Genomic DNA, 18,620 nt, shown 5'->3' with positions numbered 1-18,620 from the left:
GCCAGGCGGTTTCAGGCCACGAAGCGCGCCCGCATCCCCGGCTTCACCATCATCGCCAGCCGTGCGGCATCCCAATTGGTCAGACGAATGCAGCCATGACTCTCGCTGCGGCCGATCGATTGCGGCTCGGGCGTGCCGTGGATTCCGTAATGCGGCTTGGACAGGTCGATCCACACCACGCCAACTGGGCCATTGGGGCCGGGCGGCAGCAATTCCTTGCCGTGTTTGCTCGACGCGTCCCAGAACAGATCGGGATTATAATGGAATGGCGGATTGTAGGATGATCCCTTGATCGTCCAGTCGCCCAGCGGCAGCGGATCATGCTCGCTGCCCATCGTCGCCGGGAATTGCGCGATCAGCCGATCGCTGGCGTCGAATATCTTGAGCACCGATTCCGATTTGTCGACGACCACCCGGTCCGCCTGGGGCTGATCGGTGCCGACCCCGAGCGTTGCGAGCGTGACCCGCCAGTCGGCATTGTCCGCCCTGGCCGGATCGATTGCCGCATCACCGATATTGGGGACGCGGATCGCCAGTCCGGCGCCGATCTTCGTGCCGGGCGGATTGAGTGCGATCAAGGTTGCCGGATCGGTATGGAAGCGCTCGGCGAGCTTTTCGGCGAGGTTGCGATAGCCCATCATCGGCAGCTTCGCCTGCGCGGCGGGATCGCGCGGGATGATCGGCGTGAACGGCCCCTTGGCGAAATCGGCGGAGATGGTGACGATCCGCGTCGCCGGGATGTTGGCCCACTCGGCCAGCGCGGCGCGCGTCGGTGTGTCGAGCGTACCGCTCTCCGTCAGCCCCCTCGATTCCTGGAAACCGCGCAGCGCGGCCGTGAAGGACTGGCCTTCCTTGCCGTCGATCACGCCGCTGCCGAAGCCCAGCCGATCGAGGGCGACCTGTATCTGCATGATCGGGCGCGGCTGGTCGTCCGCGGCGGGCATCTGCGCGGCGACGTCCGGTGATGGCGCCGGCTCTTCGCGCACCAGGATATGAGGCAAGGCGATGACGACAGCCCCGATCAGCAACAGTGCTCCGACGAGCCAAAGGATAATACGCAACGGACACTCCCGAATGATATCGCCATGACAACGTTCCGGAGCGCGGTTTTATCCGCCCCGACCATCCTTGCGTTGCCGGCCTCACCCGGTAGGACTGTGCGGCATGACCCAACGCACCGGCCCCGTTTCCGCATTGCGCGATTTCCTGCACAGCGAGGCTGCGGGCGGAATCATCCTCATGGCGGCGGCGGCGCTGGCGCTGATCGTGGCCAACGGGCCGCTCGGTGAAGTCTATCACCATCTGCTTCATGCCCCGATCGGACCGGTGCTGAGCGAAAAGCTCGGACCGATGACCGCGCATCTGTGGATCAACGACGGGCTGATGGCGGTCTTCTTCCTGCTGGTCGGGCTGGAGATCAAGCGCGAGTTCGTCGACGGACGGCTGGCGACGTGGCAACAGCGCCGGCTGCCGGTGCTTGCCGCGGCCGCCGGCATGGTGGTGCCCGCGGCGATCTATCTGACGGCCGCCGGTGGAACACCCGATCTCGCGGCGGGGTGGGCGATCCCCGCCGCGACCGACATCGCCTTTGCCATCGGCGTGCTTGCCTTGCTCGGCAGCCGCGCGCCGACATCGCTCAAACTGTTCCTGACCACCGTCGCGATCGTCGACGATATGGGCGCGGTGGCGATCATCGCGATCGCCTATACCGCCAGCATCAACCTGATCGCGCTCGGCGTCGCCGCTGCCATCCTGGCGGGCATGATGCTGCTCAACCGGCGCGGGGTGACCGCGCTCACCCCCTATATGATCGGCGCGGCCTTGCTGTGGTACGCAGTGCTGCTGTCGGGCGTCCATGCGACCATCGCCGGCGTCCTTGCCGCCTTCGTCATTCCGATCAAGCGCACGCCGGGGGCGCCCGATGCCGCGGATTCCCCGCTCCATCGGCTCGAACATGCGCTGCACCCGAGCGTCGCCTATGCGATCGTGCCGCTGTTCGGTTTCGCCAATGCCGGCGTGTCGCTGGCGGGCATGGGGTTCGCCCAGCTTCTGGCGCCGCTGCCGCTCGGCATCGCCGCCGGACTGTTCCTGGGCAAGCAGATCGGCATTTTCGGCAGCATCTGGCTGTCGGTGAAGCTGGGCATCGCCGGCAAGCTGCGCGGCGCGACCTGGCTCCAGATCTACGGTGTCTCGCTGATGTGCGGCATCGGCTTCACCATGAGCCTGTTCATCGGTGCCCTCGCCTTTCCCGGCGATCCGCTGCTGATCGAGGAAGCCAAGATCGGCGTGCTGCTCGGTTCGCTGCTGTCGGCGATCGCGGGCTACGCCGTGCTCCGGCTGGCACCGGCGCATGCCGCCTATGAGGCCGAGGAAGCGGAGATGTCGCGCGAGATCGATGCGGACGGCGATGCGCGGACCGAGGATGAAGCAAAGCGCGCCCTCCCCACCCGCTTGGACTGAGCTTGTCGAAGCCCGAACGGTGGAAAGCTACGCCTGCACCGATATCCCGAAACGTCGCCGATAATCGCCCGGCGGCAACCCGGTCACCTTGTTGAACACCTTGCGGAACGCACCGGCATCCTCGTAACCGACCGACCAGGCGATCTGGTCGACCGGGCGATTGGTGAATTCGAGCAATTCGCGCGCTTTCCCGACGCGCAGCTTCTGCGCATATTCGGTGGGCTTCAGCCCCGTCGCCGCACGGAAGCGCCGCAGGAAGGTCCGTTCCTCCAGATGCGCTTCCGCCGCCATCTCACGGACGCCGACGTCGCGCGCGCCCTTGGCCTGCAGCCAATGCTGGACCTTCAGGATCACTTCGTCGCCATGGGTGAGCGTCGGCGCGAAATTGCTGTAATGCCGCTGTTCGCGCCCGGCCGGGTCGATCAGCAGGAACTTGCCGGTCTCCATCATCACCGTCGGCCCGAGCAGCCGATCGACCAGCCGCATGCCGAGATCGGTCCAGGCCATCAACCCGCCCGCGGTAATGATGTCGCCATCCTCGATCACCATCTTGTCCGGATCGACCGTCACATCGGGAAAGCGCGCGCGAAAGGCGTCGGCGAACGCCCAATGCGTGGTGACGCGCCGTCCGGCGAGCAGCCCGGTCGACGCCAGCAGGAATGCGCCGCCGCAATTGGAGACGAGCGTCGCGCCCTGGGCATGGCGATTGAGCAGCCAGCGGGCATAGGGTGCCGCCTCTTCGGGCGTGACCGGGCCCGATAGCCGTCCGGGCACGATCAGCACCTCCGGCTCGCCGCCGCTGCTCGGATCGGTGTCGTAGCAACGGGTAAAACAGCCATCGTCGCCGCGCTGCCAATGGCTGACTCGCAGCCTTTGGCCGCCATGCTTCTCGGAGAAATTGCCCGCGATCGCGAGCAGATCGGTCATGCCGTGGATCATCGCCATCTGGCAGCCCGGATAGAGCAGCAATCCGACTTCCGCCTTTGACGGGTTCGCCACAGTCTGCGTCATCGTCACACCTTTGTCAGTTTTGACCTGTCTTATGTCGGATACGCCAATCCCGATCGTTCCGGAAGCGGCCTATCTCCTGTCCATCGGCAGCGGAAACGCACCGACAGTCTTCAGAACCCGGTATTTCGAAAGGATCGAACGATGAGCACGATCACCACCAAGGACGGCACCCGCATCTTCTACAAGGACTGGGGCAGCAAGGACGCCCAGCCCATCGTCTTCTCGCATGGCTGGCCGCTCAGCGCCGACGCATGGGACGGGCAGATGGTGTTCTTCGCCAATCAGGGTTTCCGCACCATCGCCCATGACCGCCGCAGCCATGGCCGGTCGGACCAGGTGTGGAACGACAACACCATGGATCAATATGCCGACGATCTCGGCGAGTTGCTCGACCAGCTCGATCTGACCAACGTCATCCTGGTCGGCCATTCGACGGGTGGCGGCGAAGTGACCCGCTATCTCGGCCGCCACGGCACCAGCCGCATCGCCAAGGTCGTGCTGGTCGGCGCGGTTCCCCCGCTGATGCTGAAGACCGAAGCCAATCCGGGCGGCCTGCCGCTCGACGTCTTCGACGGCATCCGCAAGGGCACCTATGACAATCGCTCGCAATTCTTCAAGGATCTGACGATCCCCTTTTATGGCTATAACCGCGACGGCGCCGTGATCTCCGAAGGCATCCGTGAGGAATTCTGGCGGCAGGGCATGATGGGCGGGCTCAAGGGCCAGCTCGACTCGATCCGCGCCTTTTCCGAGAGCGACTTCACCGAGGATCTGAAGAAGATCGATCGCCCCACTTTGATCCTGCATGGCGACGACGACCAGATCGTACCGATCGGCGCCTCCGCGCTGATGTCCTCGAAGCTGGTCCAGGGCTCGATCCTCAAGATCTACGAAGGCAGCAGCCATGGCCTGCCCCAGACCGAGCAGGACCGCTTCAATGCCGACCTGCTGACCTTCTTCCGCAACTGAACACCAACGTCGCGGGCGGGGCCATCCCCGCCCGCGCATTTCAAGGAAATATGACATGAGCAACGGAACCGCACTCGTCACCGGCGCCTCGACCGGTATCGGCGCCACCTATGCCGATCGCCTCGCCAAACGCGGCCATGACCTGATCCTCGTCGCGCGCAGCGCCGACAAGCTCGAAGCGCTCGCGCAGCGGCTGCGCGCGGAAACCGGGGTCGCGGTCGAGATCCTGCCCGCCGACCTGTCCGACGCGGCCGGCCTCGCGATCGTCGAACAGCGCCTGCGCGACGACACGAGGATCGCGATGCTCGTCAACAATGCGGGCATCGCCGGCGAAGGCCCGATCGCGACCGCCGACCCGGCGCTGTTGACGATGATGATCAATCTCAACGTCACCGCCGTCACCCGGCTGACCGCCGCGATCGCGCCGCGTTTCGCCGCCCAGGGCAACGGCACGATCGTCAACATCACCTCGGTCACCGCGCTGATGCCCGAGGCCTTCACATCGGTCTATCCGGCGACCAAGGCCTTCGTGCTCGCGTTCAGCGAAGCGATCGCCGCCGAGCTCGGCCCCAAGGGCGTCCGCGTCCAGGCCGTGCTGCCCGGCATCACCCGCACCGCGATCTGGGAGAAGGAGAGCCTCGACAATATCCCGCCCGAAATGATCATGGAGGTCGACCAAATGGTCGATGCGGCGCTGGCCGGGCTCGATATCGGGGAAGCCGTCACCATCCCCGCTTTGCCCGACATCGCCGACTGGACCGGCTTCGTCGCCACCCGCACCGCGCTGCGCCCCGGCCTGTCGCTGGCCCATGCGGCAAAGCGTTACCGCTGATATCGTTGCCGCACTGAAATGACATCTAGGAAAGGCGGCGGATCGCTGTAGCATGCGGCCGCTGCCTCCCTCTGACGGAGTCGACCGATGATCCTGCTTCTTGCTCTTCTGATCGGCGTGATCGCCGGACTGCGCGCGATGACCGCGCCCGCCGCGATAAGCTGGGCCGCCGCCTGTGGCTGGCTCAATCTCGACGGCACCTGGCTCGCCTTTCTCGGCTATCGTTTTACCCCCTGGATCCTCACACTGCTCGCGCTCGGCGAACTGGTGACCGACCAGCTTCCCTCCACCCCCAGCCGCAAGGTGCCGGTGCAGTTCGGCACGCGCATCCTGATGGGCGCCGTCACCGGCGCGGCCATCGGCTCGACAGGCGGGGCGCTTCTGTCGGGCGCCGCGATCGGCGCGGTCGGCGCGGTGATCGGCACCTATGGCGGCGCCGCGGTGCGCGCCAAGCTTGCCGGACTGTTCGGCTCCGACCGGCCCGCCGCGCTCATCGAGGATGTGGTCGCGATCGGCGGCGCCTGGCTCATCGTCTGCGCCGCCGCCACAGCATGACCCGGACATTCGATGCGATCATCGTCGGCGCGGGCCAGGCCGGCCCGTCGCTGGCGGGTCGGCTGACCGCGGCCGGCATGACCGTCGCGCTGATCGAGCGCAAGCTGATCGGCGGCACTTGCGTCAACACCGGCTGCATGCCCACCAAGACTTTGGTCGCCAGCGCCTATGCCGCGCATCTCGCCCGGCGCGGCGCCGATTTCGGCGTCGAGACCGGCCCGATCTCGGTGGACATGAAGAAGGTCAGGGCCCGCGCCGATGCGGTCTCGACCAATGCGCGGACCAACAACGAAAAATGGCTGCGCGGCATGGAGCGGCTGACCCTCATCATGGGCCATGCGCGCTTCACGGGCCCCGATACGCTGGAGGTCGACGGCGAGAGGATCTCAGCGCCGCGCATCTTCCTCAATGTCGGCGGCCGCGCCAATGTGCCGGACTTTCCCGGCGTCGACGACGTCGATTATCTGACCAATGTCTCGATCCTGCAGCTCGATACATTGCCCGAACATCTGGTCGTCGTCGGCGGCAGCTATATCGGGCTTGAATTCGCGCAGATGTACCGCCGCTTCGGCGCCAGGGTCACCGTCGTCGAAAAGGGCCCGCGCCTCGTCTCACGCGAGGATGAGGACGTGTCCGAAGCGATCCGGGAGATCATGGAGGCAGAGGGGATCACGGTCCGCACCGGCGCCGAATGCATCAGCTTCGCCCCCCATCCGCAGGGGATCGAGGTCGGTGTCGACTGCAACTCGGGCAGCCCGACCGAAACCGGATCGCATGCGCTGCTCGCGGTCGGCCGGCGCCCCAATACCGACGATCTCGGGCTCGACGCCGCGGGCGTTTCGGTCGATGCGCGCGGCTATATCACCGTCAACGACGCACTGGAGACCAATGTCCCCAGCATCTGGGCGATGGGCGACTGCAATGGCCGCGGCGCGTTCACCCACACTGCCTATAATGACTATGAGATCATCGCCGCCAATCTGCTCGACGGTGCGGACCGCAAGCTGAGCGATCGCATCCTCGGCTATGCGCTCTACACCGATCCACCGCTCGGGCGCGTCGGCATGAGTGAGAGCGAGGCGCGCAAGAGCGGCAGAAAACTGCTCGTCTCGAAACGGCCGATGACGCGCGTCGGCCGGGCGATCGAGAAGGACGAGACCCGGGGCTTCATGAAGATCGTCGCGGACGCCGACACGAAGCGGATCCTGGGCGCCGCGATCCTCGGCACGAACGGCGATGAGGCGATCCACGGCATTCTCGACATGATGAACGCCGATGTCGATTACGGCGTGCTGCAATGGGCGGTGCCGATCCACCCGACGGTATCGGAGCTGATCCCGACAGTGCTGGGGGATTTGAAGCCGGCGGAATAGGATTCCATCACCTCCCTGTCATTCCCGCGCACGCGGGAATGACATTGAAAGGTCAGAAATCGACCGCGATCCCCTTCAGCTCCCAATCGCCGTAGCGGACGGGATCGCGCCCCAGCGGGTCCTCATCCGGACGCTTCAATGGCTCCGGTTCGGGCACGGGCGGGCTCTTCGACAGATGCGCCGGGGGTTTCACATGATCTGGACGGCGGCCGGTCATCGCATCACCTCGATATTGCAGCGGAAGCGCTTCCATCCCACATTGGGGATCGAAGGAGCGAATGCCAAGTGAACGGTTTCAAGACGACGATGCTGCTGGCGGCGCTGACCGCGCTGTTCATGGGGCTGGGCTATACGCTGGGCGGCAGCGGCGGCGCGCTGATCGCTTTGCTGGTGGCCGCCGGCATGAACCTCTTCACCTATTGGAATGCCGACAAGATCGTGCTGCGCATGCACAATGCGCGCGAGGTCGACGGCGCGAGCGCGCCCGAATTCGTCGGGCTGGTGAGCCAGCTCGCCATGCGCGCCGGATTGCCGATGCCGCGCGTCTACATCATCGACGATCCCCACCCCAACGCCTTCGCCACCGGCCGCAATCCGGAGAATGCGGCGGTCGCGGCGACCAGCGGCCTGCTGAACATGCTCAGCCGCGACGAGATCGCTGGCGTGATGGCGCATGAACTTGCGCATGTCCGCAACCGCGACACATTGGTGATGACGATGGTCGCGACGATTGCCGGCGCGATCTCGATGCTCGCCAATTTCGGCCTGTTCTTCCGTTCGGGGGACAATCGCGGCAATATGCTGGCGACGATCCTCGCGGTCTTCGTCGCGCCCTTCGCCGCGATGATCGTCCAGCTCGCGATCAGCCGCACGCGCGAATATGGCGCGGATCGTGGCGGCGCGGAGATTTCGGGCAATCCGCGCGCTTTGGCATCCGCACTCGCCAAGCTGGCACAGGGTGCCGCGCGCGTGCCCAATCATTTCATCGAGCGAAATCCGGCGGCGGCGCAGCTCTATATCGTGCCGGCGCTCAGCGGACGCGGGGGCGACAGCCTGTTTTCCACCCATCCCGACACGCAGAACCGGATCGACGCACTCGAGCAGATCGCGGGCGAAATGGGGCTGCACAGCCCACCGCCGCGGTTCGACCAGCCGCCGCGCCGGCAGAGCGCCGTGCCTTCATCCGTCCGCAGCAAGCGCGGCAGCGCGCTCGATCCGCTGCGGCGGAAATGATCGTCGGGATTTGACATCGCTTCCCCCCGCACCGAGGGGAGAGCGATGACATCCCGCTATCCAGCCCCCACGCCCGGTCTTGCCGCGCGCCGCGCCGCCCTCAAGCTGCTCGATGCGGTGCTCCGCCGCGGCCAGCCACTGGAGACCGCGCTCCATGGCGCGACCCAGGGCATCGAAAAATCCGAGGATCGCGCGCTCGCCCACGCCATCGCCGCGGAGGCGCTGCGCCGGCTGCCCGATCTCGACGCGCTGATCGACGGTTCGACATCGAAGATCCTGCCCGACGATGCGAAGGCGCGCACCGTGCTGCGCATCGCGCTGGTCCAGGCGCTCGCGCTCGGCACCCCGCCCCATGCGGCGATCTCGACGGTGCTGCCCTTGGTCGATGGCGGCCCGAAGCGGCTGGTCCATGGCGTGTTCGGCAGCCTGATGCGCGGCGGCGCGACATTGCCCGAACATCCCACGCTTCCGGACCATGTTCGCGCGCGCTGGTCGGCCAATTGGGGTGATGTGATGGTCGCCGCGACAAGCCCCGCGCTCGCGGCGCCCCCGCCGCTCGACCTGACATTGAAAAATGCCGCGGAGACCGCGCGCTGGACCGAAAAGCTTGGCGGCACCAGCCTGGCACCGGGCCATGTCCGCATATCCGACAATGGTCCGGTCAAGGGCCTGCCCGGCTTCGACGACGGTGCCTGGTGGGTGCAGGATCTTGCCGCGTCACTGCCCGCCCGGCTGCTCGGCTCCGGCGACGGCGTCGCGCTCGACCTGTGCGCCGCACCGGGCGGCAAGGCGCTCCAGCTCGCGGCGGCGGGCTGGCAAGTGAAGGCGCTCGACCGCAGCGCGCGGCGACTCGAACGCGTCGCCGAAAATGCCGCACGCATCGGATTGCCGCTCGACATCGTCACCGCCGACGCACTCGAATGGGCACCGGGCGCCCCCGCCGATGCCATCCTGCTCGATGCGCCCTGCACCGCCACGGGCATTTTCCGCCGACATCCCGACGTGCTCCACCGGATCGGCGCGCGCGAGATCGCGGACATGGCAGCGCTGCAGGGCCGGATGCTCGCCCGTGCGGTCGATTGGCTCGCGCCCGGCGGTCGGCTGGTCTACGCGACCTGCTCGCTCGAACCCGAAGAAGGCGAGCACCAGATCGACGCCTTGCTGGCGTCGCGCCCCGACATCGCGCTCAACCCCGTCCGGGCCGACGAACTCCCTGCGGGACTATCGCCGCACGAACGCGGCTGGGTGCGCACCCTGCCCGGCATGCTTGCCGAACAGGGCGGACTGGACGGCTTCTTCATGGCGCGGCTGATCAGGCGATAACGCGGGGAACGTATAGCGCGCTTGCCCGCGCAAGGCCCCTTGGCTAAGGCCGAGGGTCCATGAGCACTCCCATCCGCATCGCGCCATCCATCCTTTCCGCCGACTTCGCCCGACTGGGCGAGGAGATCCGCGCCATCGACGCCGCGGGCGCCGACTGGATCCATGTCGATGTGATGGACGGGCATTTCGTCCCCAACATCACGATCGGCCCGGCGGTGGTGAAGGCGCTTCGCCCGCACACGACCAAGCCGTTCGACGTGCATCTGATGATCTCGCCGGTCGACCCGTATCTCGAGGCCTTTGCAGAGGCCGGAGCGGACATCATCACCGTCCATCCCGAGGCCGGCCCGCATACCCATCGCACCGTCCAGGCGATCAAGGCGCTCGGCAAGATGGCCGGCGTCGTGCTCAACCCCGCCACCCCGGCCAAGATGCTCGACTATCTGATCGAGGATGTGGACCTCGTCCTCGTGATGAGCGTTAATCCCGGTTTCGGGGGGCAGAGTTTCATCGAAAGCCAGCTCCGCAAGATCGAGGCGATCCGCAAGATGATCGACAAGACGGGCAAGGACATAAGGCTGGAAGTCGATGGCGGCATCGACATCAACACCGCGCCGCGCGCGATCGCGGCAGGCGCCGACACGCTTGTCGCGGGCACCGCCACCTTCCGCGGCGGTCCGGAGCGCTACGCCGCCAATATCGAGGCATTGAGGGGCGGGTGAGCGCCAATCCACCCATTGGTGGGGGCGCCGACGGCATCGAGCAGGGCAAAAGGCTCGTGCGGCTGGGCGGCGACAAGGGGCTTTCGCTGGCCGAGCGTCTGGCCGCGCGTTTCCATCGGCTGAGCTGGCGCTCGCCGCTCCATGCGCTGCGATTGAAGGGCCGCTATCCGCTCAAGCTGATGGCGGTGCCCGACGATCCGGTGATCGGCGACATCCGCGCCGGCCGCGCGCTGCTCTCCGGCGCATTCCTGTTCCGCGGCGAACGGCTGGACCTCGCCGCGCTGGACTTTGCGCGGCTCGACGTTTCGCCCGGCCTGGTCGACTATATCCACAGCTTCGCCTGGCTGCGCGACCTGTCCACCGTCGCGACGCGCGAACAGGGGGCGCCGATCGCCGAGGCGGTGATGCGCAAATGGACGGCGCGCCACGCCCAGCAGGTCAGCGACCTCGCCTGGCGGCCCGATTTGTGGGGCAAGCGCATCCTGTTCTGGACGGCGCACGCACCGCTGATCCTGTCGAGCAACGATCTGATCTATCGTTCGGCGGTGCTCAACGCACTCGCGCGCGGCGCGCGGCATCTCGATCGCGGCGCCGACAAGGCCGAACCCGGCGTGCCGCGTATCGCCGCCTGGGCGGGGCTTGCGGCGGCGGGACTGCTGATCCCCGGATCGGGCACGCGGCTTGCCTCCGCCGAAACCGGCCTGGCGCGCGCATTGCAGAGCGGCCTGTTCTCCGATGGCGGCGTCGCCTGTCGCTCTCCGTCCGGCCAGATCGAGGCAGTGATGCTGCTGTCGATGTTGCTCGCGGTCTATGACGTGCGCCGGCAGACCCCGCCCGACGCGCTCGAAGCGGCGATCGGGCGTGCGGTGCCCGCCTTGCTCGGCGTCACCCATGGCGATGGCGGGCTTGCCAGCTTCCAGGGCAGCGCGCCCGTCCCCGCGGAAAAGGTGACCGCGGTGATCGAGGCCTCGGGCATCCGCACCCGCCCGCAGCGCCAGCCGCGCGAATGGGGCTATCACCGTCTTTCGGGCGGCGCGACGGTGCTGATCGTCGATGCGGGGCCGCCCCCTGTCAGTCGGCTGAGCGCGGGCGGCTGCGCGTCGACGCTCGCCATCGAAATGTCCGACGGGCCCCACCGGCTGGTCGTCAATTGCGGCGGATCGCGCGAATCGAGCGCCCATATTCCCGCACGGCTGACCCAGGGGCTGCGATCGAGCGCCGCGCATTCGACGCTGATCGTCGCCGACAGCAACAGCACCGCCATCCATGGCGACGGCACGATGGGCCGGGGCGTCGCGGAGATCGAGCTCGACCGCCGCGAAGTCGATACCGGCAGCCGGATCGAGGCGAGCCATGACGGCTATGCCCGTCGCTTCGGCTTCATCCATCGCCGCCTGCTCGCGCTCACGTCCGACGGCAAGGAATTGCGCGGCGAGGATATGCTGCTCCCCTCCGAGCGGCGCAAAAGGCCCGACAACACCCCGTTCGCGGTGCGATTCCACCTGGCGCCGAAAGTCGAGGCCTCGCCGACCGCCGACGGCATGGGCGCGTTGCTCCGCATCGGCCAGGGCGCCTTGTGGCAGTTCCGCTGCCGCGGCGGTGCGCTGACCATCGAGGACAGCATCTGGGTGGATGCCGACGGCCGTCCGCACAACACGCTCCAGCTTGCGGTGGCGGCAGCCGCGGCGGCGGATGGCGGTGCGATCGGATGGGTGTTCAAGCGCGCGGGTTGATGCCCTGCCCTTTTCTTTGGGGAAAGAAGAAGTACAGGGCTTCGGAATGCTCAGCCCGAACGGATTCGGGACAATTCAGGAATCCAAGATGACCGACGTGAAGATCACCCGCGCCCTCCTTTCGGTGTCGGACAAGACCGGCCTTGCCGAGCTGGGCGCCACCCTGGCGCGCCACGGCGTCGAGCTGGTTTCGACTGGAGGCACCGCCAAGGCGTTGCGCGATGCCGGCCTCGCGGTGATGGACATTTCCGACTTGACCGGTTTTCCCGAAATGATGGACGGCCGCGTCAAGACGCTGCACCCCAAGGTCCATGGCGGCTTGCTCGCCGTCCGCGACGATGCCGCGCATGTCGCGTCGATGGAGGAACATGGCATCGGCGCGATCGATCTGGTCGTCGTCAATCTCTATCCATTCGCGCAGACCGTCGCCAAGGGCGCGGAACGTGACGAGATCATCGAGAATATCGATATCGGCGGCCCGTCGATGGTGCGCTCCGCCGCCAAGAACCATGCGCATGTCGCGATCGTCACCGATCCCGCCGACTATGCCGAACTGGCCGAAGCGCTCGACGCGAAGGCCGGCGCGACCGGGCTCGACTTCCGTCGCCGGCTTGCCGCCAAGGCGTTCGCCGCGACCGCCGAATATGATTCGATGATCGCATCCTGGTTCGCCTTTGCCGATCAGGGCGAAAGCTTCCCGCCGCGCCTGACCGTGCCGTTCCGCCTCGGCCAGCCGCTGCGCTATGGCGAGAATCCGCACCAGTCCGCCGCGCTCTATCTGCCTGCCTTCGCACCCAATGGATCGCTTGCCGATCATCGCCAGGTCCAGGGCAAGGAGCTGTCGTACAACAATCTCAACGATGCCGATGCCGCGCTCGAGCTGGTCGCCGAATTCCGCGAAGGCCCGCCGACGGTGGTGATCGTCAAACATGCGAATCCCTGCGGCGTGGCCAGCGGCGAGACGCTGATCGAAGCGTATAAGGCCGCGCTGGAATGCGACAGCGTCTCGGCGTTCGGCGGCATCATCGCGGTCAACCGTCCGCTCGATGGCGCGACGGCGGAAGCGATCTCCGGCATCTTCACCGAAGTGGTGGCAGCCCCCGAGGCCGATGCCGACGCATTGGCGGTATTTGCGAAGAAGAAGAATCTCCGCCTGCTGCTCACCGGCCCGCTCGGCGATCCGGCGCGCGGCGGCATGACGCTGAAGACCATCGCGGGCGGCGCGCTGCTCCAGTCGCGCGACAATGGCCGCATCACGCGCGATGCGCTGAAGGTCGTGACCAAGCGCCAGCCGACAGAGCAGGAACTGACCGACTGCCTGTTCGCCTGGACCGTTGCCAAGCACGTCAAGTCCAATGCGATCGTCTATGCCAAGGACGGCGCGACCGCGGGCATCGGCGCCGGCCAGATGAACCGCCGCGATTCGGCGCGGATCGCAGCGGTAAAGGCAAAGGAAGCCGCCGAGACCTATGGCTGGGCGGAACCCCGGACGATCGGCTCGGCCGTCGCGTCGGACGCCTTCTTCCCCTTTTCCGACGGGCTGCTCGCAGCGGTCGAGGCAGGGGCGACGGCCGTCATCCAGCCAGGCGGATCGATCCGCGACGACGAAGTCATCGCGACCGCCGACGAAGCGGGCCTGGCGATGGTGTTCACGGGCATGCGCCACTTCCGGCATTGAGGGGCCTGGCGGGCTGAATTCCACCGCTTGTCCCGAGCCCTTCGACTGCCTGCCAAGGCAGGCGCTCAGGATGAACTTCTCCGCTTCGCGGAGAAGTCGAGGGACGTTGGAGTCCGCGCCGCGTGTCCCGACTTCGGCCCACGGGGCCGAAGTTCATCCTGAGCGCCCGCCCTGGCGGGCAGTCGAAGGGCTCGACACGAACGGACTTTGGGGCGTTGTTCCAGAACACTAAACCGTCATGCCAGCGAAGGCTGGCATCTTGCGGGCAACGCACATCAGGGGCTCGCGGCTAAACCGCCTTTTCCTTCATCCGGAACAGTGCCCGGTCATCAGGGCCGAAGCCGCGCGTCCAGATGATATAGCCATAGACACCCAGGATCACCGGAATACCGACCCCGAGCTCCAGCCATTCGGGAAGCTGCGTCGCGAGATAGCCGACCATTCCCGCTGCCACAGCAGCCCAGACCAGCGCCCAGCGCCAGCCATTGACCGGTGCCTCTAGCAGCCGCGACAGCAGCCGCGCCTTCACGATCGAGGCAAGACCGAGCGCGCAGCACAAGGCGAGCGGCGGGCCGGCCGCGACCCAGAGCGCCGGCCAGCCCATTTCCTGCATCGCCAGAATGAAGACGACGCTCAACACCGCCTGGATCAGGATCATCACCAGCGAGATGATCATGTTGCGATGACGCGCGACATAGATCAGCGCCGATTCGCTGACGACCGCGGTTGCCGCCACGACTTCGGCGCCGAGCAGGAAAGCGAGTGCGCCGACACCACCGACGAAGCCGGGGCCAACCAGCCCCATCACGCCTTCGCCGGGAATGCCGAGCGCCAGCGCGATGCCCGCCTGCGCCGCGATGATCCAGAAACCGACCTGGCTCACCTGGCGCGCAACCGCCGCGCGGTCGCCCGCCTCCAGATTGCGGGTGATGACCGGGCCCAGGATCGGATCGAAGCTGGTCTTGAGCTTTTGCGGCAGCGACGCGACCTGCTGCGCGACATAATAGATGCCGACGATCGCGGGCGAAACGAACAGGCCGAGAATGGCGAGGTCGAGCCGGCGCGATCCCCATTCGACCGCATCGGCGGCGGCGAGCGGCATATTCTGCCGCATCAGCCGGAAGATCGGCGCCGGTCGCGGCCGCCAGCCATGCGGCACGCCATAGCTGCGGAAGAACGGCCAGAGCGACGCGGCCAGCGCCGCCGCCATCGACACGGCATAGGCGATGATCAGACCGTCGCGCGTGGAATAGAAAGCGAAGCCGAATGCGGCGATGCTGATCGTCCAGGGCTCGATCACCGAGCGCGCCCGCACCGTCGCCCCGATATCGAAACGATAGGCCAGCGCCGCCAGCGTCAGATCCGAACCGACCAGCGCGAAGATGGTCAGCGGCAGCAACAGTTCCAGCCCGTTGATCTGGCTGTTCGGGAACATCGCCTGGGGAAAGACCATCAGGATGCCGGCGACGACCGCCGAGGCGAGTCCACCCACCAGCAACGCATCCCACACGACATGGACATGCGGCCGGTCGGTCTTGGAAAGCTGTTCGGCCAGCCCGCGCTTCAGCCCGAAAGTCGCGATCTGCGCGGCGAACTCGATGACGAGCACAGCATAGGCGAAACGGCCCAGCGCATCCGCCCCATACCAGCGCCCCGCGATGAACAGGAAAGGCAGCCGCGCGGCAAGGCGCAGCAGGAAGCCGAAGAAATTCGTCCGTCCGCCCTTGGCGAGCGCCTGGATATCCTCGGTGCTTTCGGTGGGCGCGGTCAACGCCGAACCCTGTCATTCCCGCGAAAGCGGGAATCCAGATCGGCGTGTCCGCCACTTTGCCGTATCAAATACCGCACTGGATTCCCGCTTTCGCGGGAACGACAGGAAAAGGGCGTCGAACCCCGTATCAATGCGCGGCGCCCCAGCTGTGACCGGTGCCGATCTCCACGCCCAGCGGCACCGACAGCGTCACCAGGGGCGCGGCGGCAGTCGCCATGACATGCTCGATCACCGGCTTTGCCTTGTCGACGTCGCCCTCGGGCAGCTCGAATACGAGTTCGTCATGCACCTGGAGCAGCATCTTCACTTCGGGCAGCCCAGCGTCGAGCAATGCGGGGCCCATACGGACCATCGCCCGCTTGATGATGTCCGCGCAGGTGCCCTGGATCGGAGCGTTGATCGCGGCACGCTCGGCCCCTTGCCGCTCGTGCTGGACGCTCGACTTGATCCGCGTGAAATGCGTCTTGCGGCCGAACAATGTGGTGGTGAAACCGCATTCGCGCACGCTCGAAAGCGTCTCGGCGATATAGTTGCGGATGCCGGGGAAACGCTCGAAATAACGATCGATCATCGCCTGCGCCTCGTCCGGCGCGATCTCGAGCCGGCCGGCCAGGCCCCATCTTGAGATGCCGTAGAGAATGGCGAAGTTGATCGTCTTGGCGCGTGCGCGCGTGTCGCGATTGACCTCTCCGAACAATTCCTGCGCGGTCATGTTGTGGATGTCGTCGCCGCGCTGGAACGCCTCGCGAAGCTGCGGGACGTCCGCCATATGCGCGGCGAGCCGCAGCTCGATCTGGCTGTAGTCGGCGGAGAGCAGGACATTGCCCGGCTCGGCGACGAACGCCTCGCGGATGCGCCGCCCCGCCTCGCTACGGATCGGGATGTTCTGGAGATTGGGGTCGTTGGAGGACAGTCGGCCGGTCTGTGCCCCGGTCAGCGAATAGCTGGTATGGACGCGTCCGGTCTCTTGCTTGATCTCCGCCTGAAGCGAATCGGTATAGGTCGATTTGAGCTTGGAGAGCTGGCGCCAGTCGAGCACCTTGCGCACCATCTCGACGCCCGGGCCGCCATCCTTGTCGCCGGCGATGCGCTCGAGCTCGTTGACGTCCGTCGAATAGACGCCGGACTTGCCCTTGCGGCCGCCCTTCAGCCCCATACGGTCGAACAATATGTCGCCGAGCTGCTTGGGACTGCCGATGGTGAAGGGCACGCCGGCAATCGCGTGGATCTCCTTCTCCAGCTCGGCGATCTGTCCCGAGAATTCGGCCGACAGCCGTGCGAGCTCCTCGCGATCGACCTTGATGCCCGCGCGCTCCATGCCCGAGATCACCGGCACCAGCGGCCGATCGACCATTTCGTAGACGCGGGTGACATGCTCGGGCGAAAGGCGCGGCTTCAACCGCCGCCACAGCCGCAGCGTGACGTCGGCGTCCTCGGCGGCATAGCGCGTCGCTTCGCGCAACGGCACTTCATGGAAGCCCTTTTGCGACTTGCCGGTGCCGACCACATCCTTGAACGCGATGCAGCTATGGTCGAGATGCGTCGCTGCCAGCTCGTCCATGCCATGGCCGTGCAGGCCGGCATCGAGATTGAAGCTCATCACGATCGTGTCATCGATCGGCGCCACGGCAATGCCCTGACGCCCCAGGATGCTGATGTCGTATTTGGCGTTGTGCCCGATCTTGAGCACCGCCGGATCCTCGAACAACGGCTTCAGCCGCGCGAGCACCTGATCGGTCGGGATCTGCACCGGCGCTTCGGACAGCAGGTCGTTGCTGCCATGGCCGAGTGGAATATAGCAGGCCTTGTTGGGCGCGGTCGCCAGGCTGATCCCCACCAGCCGCGCCATCGGACCAAGCCCGTCGGTCTCGGTGTCGAAAGCGACGAAGCCCTGCGCTGTCGCCGTGGCGATCCAGCGATCGAGCGCGTCGAGATCGATGACGCTTTCATAGGCGTCATGATCGCAGGGCGGATCGGCGGGCAGTTCGATCGTCGATGCGGGCGCGGGCTGCGGCGCATCGGCGACGGTGCCCAGGCGCATCAGCAGCGACTTGAAGCCGTGATGATCGAGGAACGCGCGCAGCGGCGCCTCCGGAATGCCCTTGAGCGCCAGATCCTCCAGCGGATCGGGCAAGGGCACCTCGCTGGCCAGCTCGACCAGTTTTCTCGAGAGCCGCGCCATATCGGCATGCTCGATCAGATTGTCGCGCAGCTTGCCCGGCTTCATCGTGGGCGCTGCGGCTAGCACCGCTTCGACATCGCCATGTTCGAGGATCAGCTTCGACGCGGTCTTGGGCCCAACCCCCGGCACGCCGGGCACATTGTCGACGCTGTCGCCCATCAGCGCCAGCACGTCGCCGAGCTGCTTGGGCATGACTCCAAATTTCTCGACGACCGCCTCGGCACCCAGCCGCCGGTTGTTCATCGTGTCGTACATGTCGAGGCCGGGCTCGATCAGCTGCATCAGATCCTTGTCGGAACTGACGATCGTCACTTGCCAGCCCTGTGCCAGTGCCGCCTTGGCATAGCTCGCGATCAGATCGTCGGCTTCCCAGCCCGCTTCCTCGATGCAAGGCAGCGAAAAGGCGCGCGTCGCATCGCGGATCATCGGGAATTGGGGAATCAGGTCCTCGGGCGGCGGCGGACGCTGCGCCTTGTACTTGTCGTAAAGCTCGTTGCGGAAGGTGTGCGACGATTTGTCGAGCACGACCGCCATATGCGTCGGCCCGTCCGCCTTGTGCACTTCATCGGCGAGCTTCCACAGCATCGCGGTATAGCCATAGACCGCGCCGACCGGCTCCCCATGCTTGTTGGTGAGCGGCGGAAGCCGGTGATAGGCGCGGAAGATGTAGCCGGAGCCGTCGACGAGATAGAGATGGTTGCTGGCCATGCGCGCGGGGATAGCCGAAGCCGGCTGGCGCCGCCACTCCCCGCAGATTATTGTGGCATACGATCGAGGG

The 18,620-nt window shown here is 66.4% G+C and carries 15 protein-coding genes; 10 read left to right on the top strand and 5 right to left on the bottom strand.

Annotation, left to right across the window (positions count from 1 at the left end; genetic code table 11):
- Nucleotides 1–11: 11 nt before the first annotated feature.
- A complete protein-coding gene (locus AC3WN8_RS00535) occupies nt 12–1,031 on the bottom strand; it encodes a L,D-transpeptidase family protein (RefSeq protein WP_492667559.1) in 1,020 nt (339 codons plus the stop codon).
- 133 nt (nt 1,032–1,164) lie between these two features.
- Here AC3WN8_RS00535 and nhaA point away from each other — a divergent pair, with 133 nt between their 5' ends.
- The gene (gene nhaA / locus AC3WN8_RS00530; RefSeq protein ID WP_492667405.1) at nt 1,165–2,460 is read left to right on the top strand and encodes a Na+/H+ antiporter NhaA; all 1,296 of its coding nucleotides are present in this window, start codon (nt 1,165–1,167) and stop codon (nt 2,458–2,460) included.
- 27 nt (nt 2,461–2,487) lie between these two features.
- Here the strand turns inward: nhaA and AC3WN8_RS00525 are convergent, their stop codons facing one another.
- Nucleotides 2,488–3,471, bottom strand: a complete 984-nt coding sequence (locus tag AC3WN8_RS00525; RefSeq protein WP_492667404.1) for a GlxA family transcriptional regulator — start codon at nt 3,469–3,471, stop codon at nt 2,488–2,490.
- Nucleotides 3,472–3,612: 141 nt separating this feature from the next.
- Between AC3WN8_RS00525 and AC3WN8_RS00520 the strand changes: the two genes are divergently transcribed.
- From AC3WN8_RS00520 to AC3WN8_RS00505, 4 genes are all read left to right on the top strand, one after another.
- Nucleotides 3,613–4,440 (top strand): alpha/beta fold hydrolase, encoded by an 828-nt coding sequence (locus AC3WN8_RS00520; RefSeq protein WP_492667403.1) that lies wholly within the window; start codon nt 3,613–3,615, stop codon nt 4,438–4,440.
- A gap of 55 nt (nt 4,441–4,495) precedes the next feature.
- On the top strand, nt 4,496–5,272 hold the full coding sequence (locus AC3WN8_RS00515) for an SDR family NAD(P)-dependent oxidoreductase (protein ID WP_492667402.1): 777 nt from the start codon (nt 4,496–4,498) through the stop codon (nt 5,270–5,272).
- 87 nt (nt 5,273–5,359) lie between these two features.
- Nucleotides 5,360–5,827 (top strand): DUF4126 domain-containing protein, encoded by a 468-nt coding sequence (locus AC3WN8_RS00510; RefSeq protein WP_492667401.1) that lies wholly within the window; start codon nt 5,360–5,362, stop codon nt 5,825–5,827.
- On the top strand, nt 5,824–7,200 hold the full coding sequence (locus tag AC3WN8_RS00505) for an FAD-containing oxidoreductase (protein WP_492667400.1): 1,377 nt from the start codon (nt 5,824–5,826) through the stop codon (nt 7,198–7,200). The genes AC3WN8_RS00510 and AC3WN8_RS00505 overlap by 4 nt, the downstream gene beginning before the upstream one ends.
- Nucleotides 7,201–7,252: 52 nt before the next feature.
- On the opposite strand, the gene AC3WN8_RS00500 is transcribed toward AC3WN8_RS00505, so the two are convergent.
- Nucleotides 7,253–7,417 (bottom strand): DUF1674 domain-containing protein, encoded by a 165-nt coding sequence (locus AC3WN8_RS00500; protein ID WP_492667399.1) that lies wholly within the window; start codon nt 7,415–7,417, stop codon nt 7,253–7,255.
- 68 nt (nt 7,418–7,485) lie between these two features.
- Between AC3WN8_RS00500 and htpX the strand changes: the two genes are divergently transcribed.
- The 5 genes from htpX (at nt 7,486) to purH (ending at nt 13,889) form a co-directional block, all read left to right on the top strand.
- Nucleotides 7,486–8,433 carry a zinc metalloprotease HtpX gene (htpX, locus tag AC3WN8_RS00495; protein ID WP_492667398.1) on the top strand — a complete coding sequence of 316 codons (948 nt, stop codon included), beginning with the start codon at nt 7,486–7,488 and terminating at the stop codon, nt 8,431–8,433.
- 45 nt (nt 8,434–8,478) lie between these two features.
- A complete protein-coding gene (locus AC3WN8_RS00490) occupies nt 8,479–9,756 on the top strand; it encodes an RsmB/NOP family class I SAM-dependent RNA methyltransferase (RefSeq protein WP_492667397.1) in 1,278 nt (425 codons plus the stop codon).
- 59 nt (nt 9,757–9,815) lie between these two features.
- The gene (gene rpe, locus AC3WN8_RS00485) at nt 9,816–10,478 is read left to right on the top strand and encodes a ribulose-phosphate 3-epimerase (protein ID WP_492667396.1); all 663 of its coding nucleotides are present in this window, start codon (nt 9,816–9,818) and stop codon (nt 10,476–10,478) included.
- The gene (locus AC3WN8_RS00480; protein WP_492667395.1) at nt 10,475–12,211 is read left to right on the top strand and encodes a heparinase II/III family protein; all 1,737 of its coding nucleotides are present in this window, start codon (nt 10,475–10,477) and stop codon (nt 12,209–12,211) included. Before rpe ends, AC3WN8_RS00480 begins: the two co-directional genes overlap by 4 nt.
- Before the next feature lie 88 nt (nt 12,212–12,299).
- Nucleotides 12,300–13,889 (top strand): bifunctional phosphoribosylaminoimidazolecarboxamide formyltransferase/IMP cyclohydrolase, encoded by a 1,590-nt coding sequence (gene purH, locus AC3WN8_RS00475; protein ID WP_492667394.1) that lies wholly within the window; start codon nt 12,300–12,302, stop codon nt 13,887–13,889.
- Nucleotides 13,890–14,178: 289 nt separating this feature from the next.
- Here purH and AC3WN8_RS00470 read toward each other — a convergent pair whose 3' ends face one another.
- Together AC3WN8_RS00470 and polA are read right to left on the bottom strand one after the other, a co-directional pair.
- Nucleotides 14,179–15,660, bottom strand: a complete 1,482-nt coding sequence (locus AC3WN8_RS00470) for a lipopolysaccharide biosynthesis protein (RefSeq protein WP_492667393.1) — start codon at nt 15,658–15,660, stop codon at nt 14,179–14,181.
- A gap of 127 nt (nt 15,661–15,787) precedes the next feature.
- The gene (polA, locus tag AC3WN8_RS00465; RefSeq protein ID WP_492667392.1) at nt 15,788–18,550 is read right to left on the bottom strand and encodes a DNA polymerase I; all 2,763 of its coding nucleotides are present in this window, start codon (nt 18,548–18,550) and stop codon (nt 15,788–15,790) included.
- Nucleotides 18,551–18,620 lie beyond the last annotated feature (70 nt).

The organism is Sphingobium sp. FW305-3-2-15-F-TSA7, from assembly GCF_058787155.1.
Note: the sequence above shows the minus strand (reverse complement) of the source record. Positions and strands in the feature narration are given on the sequence as shown.

Coding starts and splice junctions, on each gene's coding strand:
- AC3WN8_RS00525 (WP_492667404.1), bottom strand. CDS start 3,471: ATGACGCAGACTGTGGCGAACCCGTCAAAGGCGGAAGTCGGATTGCTG.
- polA (WP_492667392.1), bottom strand. CDS start 18,550: ATGGCCAGCAACCATCTCTATCTCGTCGACGGCTCCGGCTACATCTTC.
- AC3WN8_RS00510 (WP_492667401.1), top strand. CDS start 5,360: ATGATCCTGCTTCTTGCTCTTCTGATCGGCGTGATCGCCGGACTGCGC.
- AC3WN8_RS00490 (WP_492667397.1), top strand. CDS start 8,479: ATGACATCCCGCTATCCAGCCCCCACGCCCGGTCTTGCCGCGCGCCGC.
- nhaA (WP_492667405.1), top strand. CDS start 1,165: ATGACCCAACGCACCGGCCCCGTTTCCGCATTGCGCGATTTCCTGCAC.
- purH (WP_492667394.1), top strand. CDS start 12,300: ATGACCGACGTGAAGATCACCCGCGCCCTCCTTTCGGTGTCGGACAAG.
- AC3WN8_RS00520 (WP_492667403.1), top strand. CDS start 3,613: ATGAGCACGATCACCACCAAGGACGGCACCCGCATCTTCTACAAGGAC.
- AC3WN8_RS00505 (WP_492667400.1), top strand. CDS start 5,824: ATGACCCGGACATTCGATGCGATCATCGTCGGCGCGGGCCAGGCCGGC.
- AC3WN8_RS00500 (WP_492667399.1), bottom strand. CDS start 7,417: ATGACCGGCCGCCGTCCAGATCATGTGAAACCCCCGGCGCATCTGTCG.
- AC3WN8_RS00515 (WP_492667402.1), top strand. CDS start 4,496: ATGAGCAACGGAACCGCACTCGTCACCGGCGCCTCGACCGGTATCGGC.
- rpe (WP_492667396.1), top strand. CDS start 9,816: ATGAGCACTCCCATCCGCATCGCGCCATCCATCCTTTCCGCCGACTTC.